The organism is Flavobacterium akiainvivens (genome assembly GCF_001278115.1).
GTDB lineage: Bacteria > Bacteroidota > Bacteroidia > Flavobacteriales > Flavobacteriaceae > Flavobacterium > Flavobacterium akiainvivens.
This window is the reverse complement of the sequence record NZ_LIYD01000005.1, coordinates 2,890,167-2,905,697: the sequence shown is the minus strand read 5'-3', so window position 1 is coordinate 2,905,697 and position 15,531 is coordinate 2,890,167. Positions and strand designations below refer to the sequence as shown.

Annotated in this window: 11 protein-coding genes; 1 reads left to right on the top strand and 10 read right to left on the bottom strand. The window is 44.4% G+C overall.

Features of this window, described 5'->3' with window-relative positions; all coding sequences use genetic code 11:
- Positions 1-98: 98 nt before the first annotated feature.
- From AM279_RS13040 to AM279_RS13010, 7 genes are all read right to left on the bottom strand, one after another.
- Positions 99-2,678, bottom strand: coding sequence for a TonB-dependent receptor (locus tag AM279_RS13040; RefSeq protein ID WP_054408469.1), 2,580 nt, complete (start codon positions 2,676-2,678; stop codon positions 99-101).
- Positions 2,679-3,048: 370 nt separating this feature from the next.
- Positions 3,049-4,689 carry a glucose-6-phosphate isomerase gene (gene pgi, locus AM279_RS13035; RefSeq protein WP_054408468.1) on the bottom strand — a complete coding sequence of 547 codons (1,641 nt, stop codon included), beginning with the start codon at positions 4,687-4,689 and terminating at the stop codon, positions 3,049-3,051.
- 17 nt (positions 4,690-4,706) lie between these two features.
- Complete coding sequence (locus AM279_RS13030) at positions 4,707-5,948, bottom strand: M23 family metallopeptidase (protein WP_054408467.1); 1,242 nt, start codon at positions 5,946-5,948, stop codon at positions 4,707-4,709.
- 18 nt (positions 5,949-5,966) lie between these two features.
- Complete coding sequence (locus AM279_RS13025; protein ID WP_054408466.1) at positions 5,967-6,899, bottom strand: tryptophan 2,3-dioxygenase family protein; 933 nt, start codon at positions 6,897-6,899, stop codon at positions 5,967-5,969.
- A gap of 8 nt (positions 6,900-6,907) precedes the next feature.
- A complete protein-coding gene (locus AM279_RS13020) occupies positions 6,908-7,675 on the bottom strand; it encodes a DUF3108 domain-containing protein (protein WP_054408465.1) in 768 nt (255 codons plus the stop codon).
- Positions 7,676-7,980: 305 nt separating this feature from the next.
- On the bottom strand, positions 7,981-9,138 hold the full coding sequence (gene hppD, locus AM279_RS13015; protein ID WP_054408464.1) for a 4-hydroxyphenylpyruvate dioxygenase: 1,158 nt from the start codon (positions 9,136-9,138) through the stop codon (positions 7,981-7,983).
- Positions 9,139-9,282: 144 nt separating this feature from the next.
- Positions 9,283-10,440, bottom strand: coding sequence for a homogentisate 1,2-dioxygenase (locus AM279_RS13010; protein WP_054408463.1), 1,158 nt, complete (start codon positions 10,438-10,440; stop codon positions 9,283-9,285).
- Between the two features lie 279 nt (positions 10,441-10,719).
- Here AM279_RS13010 and AM279_RS13005 point away from each other — a divergent pair, with 279 nt between their 5' ends.
- Complete coding sequence (locus AM279_RS13005; RefSeq protein ID WP_054408462.1) at positions 10,720-12,087, top strand: Fic family protein; 1,368 nt, start codon at positions 10,720-10,722, stop codon at positions 12,085-12,087.
- Positions 12,088-12,255: 168 nt separating this feature from the next.
- On the opposite strand, the gene AM279_RS13000 is transcribed toward AM279_RS13005, so the two are convergent.
- From AM279_RS13000 to rbfA, 3 genes are all read right to left on the bottom strand, one after another.
- The gene (locus tag AM279_RS13000) at positions 12,256-13,680 is read right to left on the bottom strand and encodes an MATE family efflux transporter (RefSeq protein WP_054408461.1); all 1,425 of its coding nucleotides are present in this window, start codon (positions 13,678-13,680) and stop codon (positions 12,256-12,258) included.
- 172 nt (positions 13,681-13,852) lie between these two features.
- A complete protein-coding gene (locus AM279_RS12995) occupies positions 13,853-15,064 on the bottom strand; it encodes an ABC transporter permease (RefSeq protein ID WP_054408460.1) in 1,212 nt (403 codons plus the stop codon).
- A gap of 6 nt (positions 15,065-15,070) precedes the next feature.
- On the bottom strand, positions 15,071-15,463 hold the full coding sequence (rbfA, locus tag AM279_RS12990) for a 30S ribosome-binding factor RbfA (protein ID WP_054408459.1): 393 nt from the start codon (positions 15,461-15,463) through the stop codon (positions 15,071-15,073).
- Positions 15,464-15,531 lie beyond the last annotated feature (68 nt).

Here is a 15,531-nt window from a genome sequence, read left to right as displayed (position 1 = left end):
TTTTTTGTGTATCGATATTTCAGGACGGGACACAAAATAAAAACAAAAGCGCCGCAGGTTACCCCGCGGCGCTTTTTATTGGCAGAAAGTTATGAAAATTAGAAGTTAAACCTCATACCGAAGTTCCAGGTACGGCCGTTACCAAAAAATACGTTATTGCTCACATTGATTCCCCTGTACGTTTCGTCGCCGGCTTCTACAGCATTGGCAGAAGTCATTTCGCTAAGGTATACCTCGTCAAACACGTTGTTTACGTTTAGGCGGAAGGTAAGCGATGTTTCAGGGAAAGTAAGCTTGTAAGTTAAACCTGCATCAACAAGGTCGTATGAAGGTAGTTGGATGTTGTCTTTAGTTACAACATCAGCATACATATCGTCATAGTTCCTCCAGTCAGCATCTATGCTAAAGCCACCGCCTATGCGGTATACAGCGCCAAGGCCGTAAGAAGTTTGTGCAGCAGGGCCCACTTTACCGCCTTTTACGTCTACCACTTCTTCTTCTACAAGGTTTTGGTTTTCGTCAAAAGTCCTTTGGTAAATGTTGTCGTCATACTGCCAGTCGCCTACTGAAGCGAAACCGCGGATGTCTACCTGTGGTATTGGGTGCGCCATAAAGTCTAATTCAAGGCCTTGGTGCAGCTGGTTAACACCGCTGTTGTTGTAGTAAATTTGCTGGCCGGTAGCCTCGTCAGTATCGCTGGTTGTAGTTACACGGTCTTTCCATGAAGTCCTGTACGCGTTAAGGTTAGCGCTAAAATACTGGCTTGTAAAACGGTATCCGGCTTCAAGGCCGGTAATTTTTTCGTTTTCGGTAAGTGGGTTTACATCATTACCAAAGTTTAGGTAAATGTTATCGTGGTAAGGCTGCTTGCTGTAGTGGCCTGCATTGGCAAAAATAGTGTGCTGCTCTGCAAAAGTATAGCTTGCGCCACCTTTTACGTTAAAGCCGGTGTTGTTTACTTTAGCCGATTCTTCTTCGGCAGCAACATATCCGTAACGGTCCCAACGCACGTGAGACTGGTTAGACACCGCACCCTGTGCATAAACTGAGAAACCGTCTACAGTATACTCAACCTGACCGAAAAGGCCGCCGTAGCTAATCCTTTCGCTATAGTCGTAGTTTACTTTTTGAGTATCGTCAGTCTTGGCAAAAAGCTGGCTCCATGGGTTGGCGCTAAACTGTTCTGTTACCACATAACCGTCAGGATATTGTGCGTTACCGTTTTCAGCAAAACCGGCAAGGCCTATATAATTGGCTATGTTCCTAAAGTGGTCTCCTTTGTACGTACGAAGGTCAAGGCCCACGTTGTAGCTCAGGTTTTCGTTTATCTTGTGGTTAAAGTTAGATACCACACCATACCATGCGTGGTTGTTAACCGAGTTACGTATAGCATAAGCAGCGCTTGTACCTATACCGCCCGGTATGGCTTCGTTATTAGCGCGGATAGCATCAAAGTCAATAAGTCCTTCGGCAGTCCTTACCCTTCCGTTACCCCAGTTACCTGTACCACCGCCACGGCCCCAAGAGGCATAAGCTACGGTAGAAAGGTCCATAGTTTCAGATATTTTAAAGTCCCAGTTAAGGTTAGCTACCGGCTTGTGGTAAAAGTTACGCCTTTCGCTTAGGTAATCACCTTCTATAAAACCGTAGTTGTTGTTGTATTTACGGCCGTGCTCAAGATAAGTAGCAATAGATTTTGTATAGTTTTGGTCGTGCCATTGTGGTGCGCCAAAAATAAGGAAGTTAAACTGGTGCTTATCGTTTGGCTTAAACCCTACCGATACAAAGTAGTTTTGGCCTGCACCATACGTACCGCGGTTATAACCATCCTGGCTCCAGTTTGTTAGCATGGCGGTAACGCCCCAGCCGCTTTCCATAAGGCCTGTGCTGTATCCTACAGTGTTTTTCATGTAGTTATCGTTACCCATTATAGACTGGGCAAAACCACCCTGTTTAAGGTCGGTAGCCTTGGTAACAATGTTAATGGTACCACCTACTGATGATATGGCAAGTTTAGAAGAACCTAAACCACGCTGAATCTGTACGGCATTAGCCACATCGGTCATACCGCTCCAGTTACTCCAGTACATATTGCCGTCTTCCATACCGTTAATAGGCTGTCCGTTAAGTAGGAATGCAGTATTGGTTTGGTCAAAACCACGTGTATACATTTGAGAATCACCTGCACCACCCGCAGCACCTGCAATATAAATAGATGGTGTATTTTTCATAATTTCAGGAAACTCCTGGTTACCTGATTTTTCCTGTATTTCTTTGCGTGTAATAGTGCTTACCGCTACCGGTGTCTTGCGGTCTTCCACAAGGTCAATTACACCGCCACCAATAATTACAAGGCCTTCAAGCTGCTCTGCATCCGGGGCAAGGGTTATGGTGCCGGCATCAAATGTCTGTCCCTCGGCTACGTTAAAGCTTATGCGCGAACCTGCATAGCCTACATAGCTTATTACAATAGTGCCCGAAGTCTGGCTTGTAGAAAGTGTAAAGTCGCCATCAATACCTGTAGTGGCAGATACTGTGGTGCCCTGTACAACTACGCTTGCACCCGGCAGTGGCATACTTTCCTGGTCCATAACCTTACCGGTTATGGTTTGCTGTGCAAATGCAAAAGAGCAAAATAACAGCGCAAACACAAAAAATAAATTGTGTAGTTTTTTCATTTCGATGTTAGATTTTAATAAAGGTTACGCGCCAAAATTTGCCATTTTAAGCGGCTGTGGCGTTAACTAATTATTAAAATGGGTCAACTTTACATAAACTTATACCTGTGGTAACTCTCAGGTTAAGAAAAACGTTTTTTCTTACAGGTGTGTAAACATTGCGTTTATAAAACCATAATCATTGCTTAATAATAAAGCATAAGGGTTTTTGGGCTTTTTTTCAGATGTTATGCCTGCATATTATTAGGGATTAAAAAGCTTGATGGAGCGTTTTTAAATATCTTTATTTACCGGAGAAGGGTAATGACTTTGGGGTAAACAAAAACCCCGAAGAATAACTTCGGGGTTAACTATAGTTTTATGTAGTGTACTACTTCTTAAGATATGCGTTTACAAGGAATGTTGTAGAACTATCGTGGTTTTTAACCTCGCCACTGTTTATTTCGCCAAGGATAGAGTTGGCCAGTTGTTTGCCAAGTTCAACACCCCACTGGTCGTAGCTGAAGATATTCCATATAACACCCTGTACAAATATTTTGTGCTCATATAGTGCCACAAGAGAACCCAGCGTTTGTGGTGTAAGCTTTTTGATAAGGAATGTATTGGTAGGCTTGTTACCACGAAACACTTTAAATGGTGTAAGGTATTCTGCCGTTTCGCCGGTAACACCTGCCTTGTCAAACTCCGCTTTAACTGTGCCTTCAGGTTTGCCGTTAAGCAGTGCTTCTGTTTGTGCAAAGAAGTTGCTCATAAGCTTATCGTGGTGGTCTTTATTGCCGTGTAGTGGTTCCATAAAGCCAATAAAGTCAGTAGGTATAAGCTTGGTGCCCTGGTGTATAAGCTGAAAGAATGCGTGCTGGCTGTTAGTGCCGGGCTCACCCCAAATAATAGTGCCGGTTTGGTAGTTAACCGGGTTGCCATCGCGGCCTACGCTCTTGCCGTTGCTTTCCATAGTGCCCTGTTGCAGGTATGGGGCAAGCTTTTGCAGGTATTGTGTGTAGGGTATAAGGGCTTCGCTTTCTGCACCAAAAAAGTTATTGTACCACACGCTAAGCAGCGCCAGTATTACAGGTAGGTTTTGTTCAGGTTGCGCCGCGCGGAAATGCTCGTCCATTTCGTTGGCGCCTTTAAGCAGGGCATCAAAATTATCAAAGCCTACTGCAAGTGCAATGCTAAGGCCCACCGCACTCCAAAGAGAGAAACGGCCGCCCACCCAATCCCACATCGGGAATACGTTAGCCGGGTCAATACCAAATTCGGTTACTTTTTGTATGTTGGTAGATACCGCCACAAAGTGCTTGGCTACATCTTGTTGTGTTGCAGATTTAAGGAACCATTCGCGCACGGTTTCGGCATTGCTAAGGGTTTCCTGTGTGGTAAAAGTTTTAGAAACCACTACAAATAATGTAGTTTCAGGGTTTAGGCCTTTAAGGCTCTCCATAACGTGGTCGCCATCTACATTAGATATAAACCTTACATTAAGCTGGTTTTTGTAGAATTTAAGCGCCTGAACCACCATATCAGGACCCAGGTCGCTACCGCCTATGCCTATGTTTACCACATCAGTAAACGGCTTGCCTGTATAACCGGTTTTAGCACCGCTGATAATTTCTTCGGTAAAGCCCTTTATTTTGTTTTTAACAGCATATACTTCAGGCATTACATTCTCGCCATCTACAGTTACCACGGCGCTTTCCGGCGCACGAAGGGCAGTATGCAATACCGCACGGCCTTCTGTACGATTTATGGCTTCTCCTGCAAAATAAGCGTCTTTAGCGCCTTGCAAGTCAACTTCTTTAGCAAGGTTTTGCAATAATAAAAGAGTTTCTTCAGTAACTATATTTTTAGAATAGTCTACTAAAAAATCCTGCCATTTAATGTGTAGCTTCTCCGCGCGGTTAGCATCAGCGGCAAACAGGTCCTGCATTTGCGTATGCTGCATTTGTTCAAAATGGTTGCGCAGGGCTTTCCAGGCTTCGGTACCGGTTGGGTTAATATTTTGTAGTGCCATTTTTTTCTTCAGTTTGTTTAGGGGTTAAATGTTTTGTTTGCTATATCGTCAAGTTCCTTTTTTAGCGGTTCAGCCTGTTTTTTAAATTCAGGCAGGTGCTTTGCGGCCATAGGCTCGCTGCTGGGCAGGCTTTGCTTAAGGGCATCTACCTGTACGCCGTTTTTCCAGAAACGGTAGCACACGTGGGGGCCGGTTGCAAGGCCGGTACTGCCCACAAGGCCTATGGTTTGGCCCTGGCTAACGTGCTGGCCGTTGCGCACCAGTATTTTGCTCATGTGCAGGTATTGTGTGGTGTAGGTACCATTATGTTTTACCTTTACATAATTGCCGTTGCCCGATGTATACCCGGCCTGAATAACGGTGCCGTTAGCAGTACTCATAATAGGCGTTCCGGTAGGGGCGGCATAGTCTGTACCGTTGTGGGCTTTCCAGCGCATTTGCACCGGGTGAAAACGCCTTGGCGAAAACCTTGAGGTTATATGGCTAAATTTAAGCGGCGCTTTTAAGAACATACTTTTAAGCACCTTGCCATCTTCATCAAAATAATCAAAGCGTTTAGCATCAGGGTTTTGCTTAAAGGGGAAAGCATAAATCTTTTTGCCCTTGTATTCAAAAAAAGCAGCTTCAATTTGTTCTACACCGGCATAAACGGTGCCGTCTATATATTTTTCGCGCACGGTAACGGCAAACTTATCGCCTTTCTGAATCTTAAAGAAGTCAATACTCCAGGCATAAATATCGGCCAGTTCCTGCACCATTGCAGGGCTTGCGCCTGCCTTACCCAGTGTTTCAGCTAAAGAGCCTTCAATTTCGGCAGCAATAGTACGGCGTTTTATGGTAATGGGTTTTACGGTTTTGTTAACCTTTGCAATGCTGTCGCGCAGGTCTACCACATAATAGCTAAGGTTATCAGGCTCATATATAAACGCCTTAACCCCGTTAGGGGCTTTTTTATCTTTAAGAAAAACATAGGGTTTGCCAATGCGGATGTCGCGCAGGTCAAACGTATCTCTTATGCTTTCGGTAATCTTATGGATATCTGCTGCGCTGTAGCCCTGGTTGCTGAGTAGTTTGCCAAAAGTGTCACCACTTTTAATAGTGTCGTTAACCACCTTAAAATCATTCAGCACAAAACCGAATTTCTTTACAGGGGTTTCTTTTTTTACTACGGGCTTAGGGGTTTTTTTGGCTTCTTTTTGCTCTTTATTACAGGCGGTTAGGGTAAAAAATAAAAATAATATGAATGCAGAATATCTCAATGTGCTTGTTTTATCAGGTTATACATTTTCGCCCCAGGTGCGCAGTTCTTCTTCGCTCCACAACTCAGGGAAAAATATCCTGCGCTGGTATTTGGGGTGCATGTATTTTTTCCAGTCGCTGCCGCCGGTAGCTTCCTGCGGGCCGCTGGTGCTCTCTATGTATTTTTTGGCGGTGTTAAGGTGGCCCATAACCCAGGTAACGTTTACCGTATAATCATAATGGCGCATGGCTTTTACAAGTTCCGGGTTTGCCTGGCTTTCGGCAGGCAGCTGCTTAAACTTGCGCCAAATGTTTATGGTGTTGTACTCTTCCATATAACGCAAAAACTCGCCTTTATATTTGCGCTCAAACTCCGCCAGCAAATAGCTCTTTTCGCCGGTGCGGTAGTCTTTACCGGCAGCCTGCCAGTACAGGTGCTCCAGCGCGTGTTCATAAGGGGTGTTGCGGTCTATGGTGGCGCGGTAGCGGTAGTCTATTAGGTTTATAAGGTCGGTACTTGCAAATTCTATAAGCCTGTACTGCGCGCTCTGGAAGCCGCTGGCAGGCGTTAGCGTATTGCGGAATTTCATGTACTGTTCTACATCCATACCATCGCGCATTATATCAAAAGATGTGGTAAGCATGTCAAAATAACGGCTTATGCGCATTAGCTTTTCGGTAAAAAAAGCCGTTTCAGGCTGCTCTGTATGGCACAGCTGCTCTACTTCCCATAGCATCATTTTAAACAGCAGCTCGTTTATCTGGTGATACATAATAAACACCATTTCATCGGGCAGTGTCGTGCGCTGTATCTGCAGGTTGAGCAGCGCATCGGTATTTATGTAATCCCAGTAAGTAATGGGCTTGGCCCAAAGCAGGCCTTCCAGGTGGGTTTCGGTTTTTTGGTTTATGGCGCTGAATTTCTTTTCCAGCTCATCAAGCTTTTCAGCTATGGGTGATGTGATTTCCATCAAAAATCTTATTTTTTTACTTTAAACGGATGCGCAAGCCCCTTGTATTCCTCAAGGTCGGCTTTGAGTGATCCCACGGCCAGGCTTGCTTTTATCCTGAGCGGAATCCGGTTTTCGTCGTCGCTTATCCACACGGTAAGGCTTTCTTCTTCCTTAAACACGCGGCCTGATTGCACGAGCGGCCGGAACATAAGGGCAGACACTTTTCCAAATTCGGTTTTAAGGTCTTCCTTGCCCAGGTATTTCATTTTAAACTTTACCACCTCGTCATCAAAAAACATATCTAATGTTATTGATTCGCCCACCTTCATATTGCCCACACTGGGGTGGTTTCTCAGGTAGTAAAACGTTGACATAATGTCCTGAACGTTCTCTGTTACCGAGATGGTTTTTTGTTTCTTGTTTTTATAATCTTTTACCAGCACGGTGTTCTTAACCTGGTCAAAAAAACCTTCCTGGTTTTTGGTATAGCCCCCTTCGTCTATCTTGCGGACGTACTGGTAGGGCTTGCCCGTTTCTTTGTCAAAATAACTCTCGTAGGTATCGTCTACCTTAAAGAAAAACTTGGTCATGCCGGTTGTGTAGCCTTTGCCCACGGCATGAAACACTTTTTTATTGTTTTTGGTGGCCTCTTTAACCTCCAGCGTTGCATAACCGGCGTTAACAATGCCATAGTGAATCCTGAATTTAAAATATTCGCCCACCTTAAAAGCATCCTGAGAAAAAGCACTACTGCCAAAAGCGAGCAACATTACAATAACGAACCATTTTTTCATAGTAATTCCTTAATTTTTTGGTGTTGGGATGTTGTAGTGCAATTTCTGTTCCAAAAATACGAAAACAAAAAAACCCAGTCAAAAAGATGACCGGGTTTTTATGCTATTAACCAACCAAAAAACTATAAATTATGAAAAATTTACCTGACAATCAGTTTGGCGTTATGATACCTCCCTGATTGCGCGTGCAAAAGTACTGAGTTTGTTGAGAAATAAATTGTAGAATTTCAACTTTAACACAGTATTGTCAAAAAACATAGTCTTTAAAGGGTTGTTTTTGAATTATGTTTAAAAAAAGAGGGTTTTTACAAAGTTCCTCGCAGTGCCTGTTCACGTTCTATGCTCTCAAACAGGGCTTTAAAGTTGCCTGCGCCAAAACCGCGGGCACCCATGCGCTGTATGATTTCATAGAAAAGTGTTGGCCTGTCTTCCACCGGCTTGGTAAAGATTTGCAGCAGGTAGCCTTCCTCATCGGCATCTACCATTATACCCAGTTTCTGTATTTCCAGGATGTCCTCCTTAAAGGCACCACGGTGTGCACCAAGGCGTTCCGGAACGGCATCATAATAAGCCTGTGGTGGCTGGCTAAGGAACTCAACACCACGTGCTTTAAGATCGCTTACGGTTTTGATGATATCATCGGTAGCAATGGCAATGTGTTGTACACCAGGGCCGCCGTAAAAATCAAGATATTCTTCAATCTGTGATTTTTTCATACCCTCGGCAGGCTCATTGATTGGGAATTTAATACGGCCGTTACCGTTACTCATTACCTTGCTCATCAGTGCACTGTACTCGGTATTGATTTGCTTGTCGTCAAAACTAAGGAAGTTTACAAAGCCCATTACGTCTTCATACCACTTAACCCAGGTATTCATTTCGTTCCAACCCACGTTACCCACCATGTGGTCTACATATTTAAGGCCGGTTGGGGCAGGGTTGTAGTCGCTTTTCCACTCACGGTATCCCGGAAGGAAAGCGCCGTTGTAGTTTTTGCGTTCTACAAACATATGCACGGTTTCGCCATACGTATAAATACCGGCACGTACTACTTCGCCAAACTCATCGGTTTCAACTGTTGGCTCCATAAATACTTTAGCGCCACGTTTTGTGGTTTCTTCAAATGATTTGCGTGCATCTTCTACCCAAAGCGCTACTATTTTAACGGCATCGCCATGCTTTACAAGGTGGTCGTTTAGCGGGCTGTCGGCTGTTAGGGGTGTGGTGAATACAAAACGTATCTTATCCTGCTTTAGTACATAGCTGGCGCGGTCACGGAGGCCGGTTTCAAGTCCGGCGTAGGCCACGCTCTGGAAGCCAAAAGCGGTTTTATAATAATGGGCCGCCTGTTTGGCATTGCCTACAATAAATTCTACATAGTCGGTTCCCAATAGGGGAAGGAAATCCTGTGCGCCTTCAAAAATCTTTTCAAGGCCGTATTCTACGTTTTTAATATCGCTCATTTTGTTATGTTGTTAGTTTCCAAAGCCTGACCCCCAAAGGGGGAAGAGCTTCACTCGGGCATCCCTGCCCATGGAGAATGTTTTATTTTAAGTTTTGTTTTAACAGCAGAGTTCCCTCCCTATTGGGGAGGGTAGGGAGGGGCTTTACTCCACCCAGCTCTTGTAATATTTACCATCGTCAAGGCTCATGGCTTCTTCGGTTACCATAAGCGGACGGAAGGTGTCTACCATTACCGCAAGCTCTTCGGTTATTGTTTTGCCTATGCTGCGTTCCATAGCGCCCGGTGCAGGCCCGTGGGGTATGCCCTTAGGGTGCAGTGTTATGTGGCCCTGCTCTATATTGTTGCGGCTCATAAAGTCGCCGTCTACATAATACAGTACCTCGTCGCTATCTATGTTGCTATGGTTGTATGGTGCAGGTATTGCCTTAGGGTGGTAGTCATACAGCCTTGGGCAGAACGAGCACACTACAAACGTAGCCGTTTCAAATGTTTGGTGTACCGGTGGCGGCTGGTGCACACGGCCGGTAATGGGCTCAAAATTATGGATACTAAATGCATACGGGAAGTTATAGCCGTCATAACCCACCACGTCAAACGGGTGTGTGGCATATACCACCTCATGCATCATGCCTTCTTTTTTGATCTTAACCAGGAAATCGCCTTTTTCGTCGTGCGTTTCAATTTCTGTAGGGAGTTTAAAGTCGCGCTCGCAGAACGGCGAATGTTCCAGCAGCTGGCCGCTGGCGTTTTTGTAACGCTTAGGTGTATAGATAGGTGCTATCGACTCTACATAAAACAGGCGGTTATCAGGTGTGTCAAAGTCTATCTGGTAAATCATACCGCGCGGAATGATAAGGTAATCGCCATACTCAAACGGTATGTTGCCCATAAAGGTGCGCAGGGTGCCCGTACCTTTGTGGATGAAGATCATCTCATCGGCATCGGCATTCTTGTAAAAATAACTGCGCAGCGATTCGGTTGGGGCAGCAAGGCCAATAATACAGTCGCGGTTTACCAGCATGGCTTTGCGGCTGGTTAAAAAGTCGGCTTCCGGCTTCAGTTCAAAGCCCTTGAATAAAAGCGACTTAATATTTTTGTCTATGGCAATTTTCGGTTCAACCGAATAGGATTTCAGGATTTCCTTAACCTGCGTGGGCCTGTGCACGTGGTACAGCAGCGACGAATGGCCGTGGAATCCCTCTGTGCCAAAAAGTTGCTCATAATACAGCCCGCCTTCAGGCTTTTCAAACTGCGTATGGCGCTTTTGCGGAATAGTGCCGAGTTTATGGTAAATAGGCATGTTTAAACGGATTTTTAAAAATTTAACGAATGGTTACAGCATAAAAATGCCTGCCTCATTCCGGATTTCTCTTGATGAGGAATTTTAAATGTCCCAGTAAACCGCTCCATGGCTTGTTCATGGTAACAAATATCGGAAAAATTTAATTTTAAGGGAGAATTTTTGAGGAAAAATGAATTTTTAAAATAATATGATTGTGATATGTAGATAATACAATTAGCGTACATACAGAACACATTTGTTCTACAATTGCTATATTTACTCTGAAATACAATTGTAATGGAAGAAGTATTGCAAGCCGTAGCACTAAAGCAGCAGTTAGACAGCCTGCGCCCCATAGACAAAGAACAGGAAGGCAGGATTATGCAGAAATTCCGCCTGGACTGGAATTACCACTCTAATAACCTGGAAGGGAATTCGCTTACCTATGGCGAGACGAAGGCGCTGTTGATGTATGGACTTACTGCACACGGAAAGCCGCTTAGAGACCATTTTGAAGTTACCGGCCACAATGAGGCTGTTAACTGGGTGATGGATGTAGTTAAAGGAGATTATCCATTGACTCAGAATTTTATTCGTGAACTGCATACATTATTACTAAAGGAACGTTATCAGGTAGATGCCCAAACCCCAGATGGCCAGCCCACCAAGAAGTGGGTTGAGGTAGGGAAATATAAAACGTCACCAAACCATGTGGAGACCAAAACAGGGGAGATGTTTTATTTTGCTACGCCGGAAGAGACACCTGCCGAAATGACGGCATTGATGGAATGGTATGATGAAAAAGCAGCAGATGAAAGCTTTAATAAGATACTGCTTGCGGCAGAGTTTCATTACAAGTTTATACGTATACATCCGTTCGATGATGGTAATGGCCGTACTGCAAGGATATTGATGAATTTCATCTTGATGAAGTTTGGCTACCCGCCTGTTATTATTAAAACCCAAGACAAAAAGAATTATCTGGCAGTATTGGAATTGGCCGATACGGGTAACCTCGAAGCCTTTGTAAACTACATTGCCAAAAACCTTGTACACTCGCTTGAAATTATGATTGCTGGTGCAAATGGCGAAAGCATTGAAGAGCCAGATGATATTGATAAGGAGATAGCGTTGCTTGAGAAGAGGTTGAAGGGATTGGGAGAAAGATCTAATGCGGGTAAAAGCGGAGAGGTTTTATCGAAATTATATCAAAATACTATATCAGAATTGTACTCTCTTTTATATATTGAAAACCAAAAATTCTCAAAATTTTATCTTGATGTTATTCAAAGATTTCCAATCACATATTTTACTACTGTAGAAGGTATTTTTGGTGGGGAGGAGTTAGAAGACGACTTGACATACGAAAATTTCCAAGATGCAAGAAAAGCCTTTTTCGGAAAATTACTCACTTTTCAAATTGCAACATATTTTGAAAAGTTTAATATTGTAGGATTTAATGAATTTAATTTTCAGAGTAGAATTATTTTCAATTTTTCAGGTATAGGATATTCTATTACAGTAAATGGTGCAAAATTTATAGAGAAGCCATACGCTGTTGAATTAACAAAAAATGAAATACAATCCATAATAAAATCCGAATCTAAGCGCCACACCGCCTTCATCGAACAAAAAATAGCAGAAAAAGAAACAGGAGGGCAATAACCCTCCTGTTTTGTATCATTTGCCCCTGGCTTCAGCCAGGGGATAAAGAAAAGATTGCCACGCTCCGTGAACTCCGCTCGCAACGACAGAACCTGAAAAACGTACCCCTCCCGGCCCGTCATTGCGAGGAGGAACGACGAAGCAATCTTGTTTATTATCTGAATAGGACTACACTGCCACTTTCTTCCACCTACCCCTCCTGAACAGTATAAAACTCGCCAGGCTCATACACGTCTCTGCGGCGGGAATTGCAATAAACACCCCGGTTGGTCCCATCTTAAACACTTTTACCAGCAAATAGGCAAGGGGAATCTGCAGCAACCAAAACCCAAAAAAGTTGACCCACGTTGGGGTTTTGGTGTCGCCGCTGCCGTTAAAGGCGTTTAGCATTACCATGCCTATGCCGTAAAATATATACCCCAGGCTCAGGATGCGGATGGCTTTTACGGCAATGTTGTGTACGCGGGCATCGTTAGTAAAAAACCACATGAGCCAGTCGGCTGCCAGCAGGGTTATACAGGTAATCACGGCCATATAGGTAATTGCAAATTTAACCGTAACCCATACCGAACGCTCGGCACGGCCTTCCTGTTTTGCGCCCAGGTTCTGGCCCACAAGTGTTGCCGCAGCGCCGCTCATGCCCCATGCAGGGAGCATAAAGAACATCATGATGCGTAAGGCACTTTGGTACCCGGCTGAGCCTTCATCGCCGCCGGTAGTTGCTACCAGCTCTGCCAGGAAAATCCAGCTGCACGACCCAATAAGGAATTGCAGTACGCCGGGCAGTGCGATTTTTATTAGTGAACGTATCTGCTCCCAATCAGGAATAAAGTAAGAAGCTAATACCTTTAGTATGCCCTTGCCGTTAAACAGGTTCCATGCCTGGTACAGTACACCCATAGTACGCCCAATTGTGGTGGCAATGGCAGCGCCCGTTAACCCAAAAGCAGGTACAGGCCCCCAACCCAATACAAACAGCGGGCACAGTATAATGTTGAAAATATTGGCTATCCATAGGCTTTTCATGGCAATGGCTGCATTACCTGCCCCACGAAAAATACCGTTAAACAAAAACAGCAGCATAATAATAAAGGTGCTGCCCAGCATAATGCGCATAAACGGCGTGCCGTATTCGGCTGATTCCTGAGACGAGCCCATAGCAACAAGCAAGTCTGTAGCGAATATAAACCCGGGAATGGCCAGTAACACATTTACACCCATGGCAATCAGCACCGCCTGCATACCGGCCTTGGCGGCTGAGGCGTTGTCTTTTTCGCCCACACGGCGGGCTACCATTGCGGTGGCGGCCATACTCATACCCATTGCAATGGAGTAGAGAATGGTAAGTACTGATTCGGTAAGCCCTACAGTCTGCACGGCATAACTGCTGTTTTCAAGATGGCCCACAAAGTACAGGTCTACCAGTGCAAAGACTGATTCCATCATCATTTCGAGCATCATGGGTATGGCCAGCAGCAGCACCGCACGGCGAATGCTTCCGGTTGTAAAATCTATGTTTTCGCCGCCAAGCGACTGTTTTAGTAACGAAAAAAAACGAGATACGGCACCCGGTTTAGTAACTGGTTGTGTCATAATAAGTATGTTTTAAATTTTATGAAAAAGGGATTTGATGCGCAGGATGCACACCTTTGTTGTTTTGCGGAATTGTAAGACCCGGATTAGCGGATACGTACAGCGGTCAACACCCTCATAGGCTTAAAATTGAGAGGCAAAGATAGAAAAATTTTGAAACGCAAACGGTTTTTTAGGAATTTTCGAGCAGTGTTTTACCCACCCGCGCCGATGCTATGTAGCTGGCTATAATGCCTAAGCCAAAAATAGTGGCCAGTACAATAAGGATATTAAACAGTGTAATATCGGTAGGGTAAGGCATGGTTGCGGTAATCATTACAAGCTGCTGGGTTTGTTGTAAAATAACCACACCAAGGCCTGTTAGTAAGCCTAAAAGTGCGCCTATAGCTGTAATAAAAATGCCCTGTAAAAAGAATATCCTGCGCAGGCTCCTTACTTCGGCGCCCAGGTTGTACAGGGTTTTTATGTTTTCCTTTTTGTCAAGTATCAGCATAATAAGAGCCCCTGCCAGGCAGAAAAGTGTTAGCACCACAACCAGAGAGCAAAACAGGTAGGTAACCAGGTTTTCGGCATTGAGCATTTTATAAAGCGAGTCGTTTAGCTGTGCCCTTGTTTTAACCTCAATATTGTTTTTAAAAACATCTTTTATCCGGCTGATTACCAATGCTTCGTTAGCGCCGGGCTTTAGCTTAAATTCTATTGCGGTGTATTGGTTGGGTTTAAACTCCAGCAGGTTTTGTGCCAGGTCTATGGGTACAAAAATGTATTTATTATCAATATCTTCATTAACCGAATAAATACCGCTCACCACCAGGTCGTCTTTTTTAAAGCCGTCTTCTGCCGAATTGATAGGCCCTTTACCGGCGGTAGGTACATATACCTCAAGCGAATGCGATACATTAAAAAGCCCCAGCCCCAGGCGGTTAAAGGTGCCTGCGCCTACTACGGCCTGCCCGGTTTTCATTTGCAGCCATTGCCCGGCTAAAAGGGTGGTAGAGTCGCTAATGGCGGTTACTTTTGTATAGGCTTCGTCTACGCCTTTCATATAGGTAACCTGCTCTTTTTCGTTATAGTAAAAAAGCACGCGCTCTTCGGCTATACCACTGTAGGCAGCAATACCCTCAATTCCGTTAAGCTTTTTCTTTTGTTCTTCAGAAAGTAAAAAAGACTTGCCCTGTACCGCTGCAATCCTAAGGTCAGGATCGGTAGCATTGGCAAAAGAAAGGCTAAAATCCCTCAGCCCGCTAAAAACCGACATAATAATAAACAGCGCGGCAGTACCCGCCAGTATACCCAGCGTGGCAATGGCCGTAATAATGTTTACGGCAGTGCTTTTGCTAAAGCTAATGGTGTAGCGGCGCGCTATGTATGTCGAAAAATTCAAGCGGGGTTACAGTTTTTTGCGGCGTTCTAAAAGTTCAGGATTTGCTATAGGGTTGTTTTCGCCGCTTAGTTCGCGGTCAATTTTTTCTATGCGGTCCAGGCTGTCGTCTATATAAAATACAAGGTTTGGCACTTTGCGCAGCTGTAACTTTACACGCTGGCTAAGGTCGTGCTTTATAAGGGGTGCGTTGCTTTTAACCGCGTTTAATATCTCGCCGCCACGCTCTGTAGGGAATACACTAAGGTATACTTTTGCTATAGATAAATCAGTTGTAACAACTACTTTAGATATTGATAATACAAGGTTGCTCACGCCATTTTTGCGCACTTCGCCCTGTAGTATGTCTACAAGGTCTTTTTGCAGTAGCGCGCCTATTTTCTTTTGCCTGTTCGTTTCCATTTTGCAAAAGTACTGAATTTTTAAGTTGCAGAGTTAAGTAGCAAAGTTTTATATATTTGCAGCAAAAT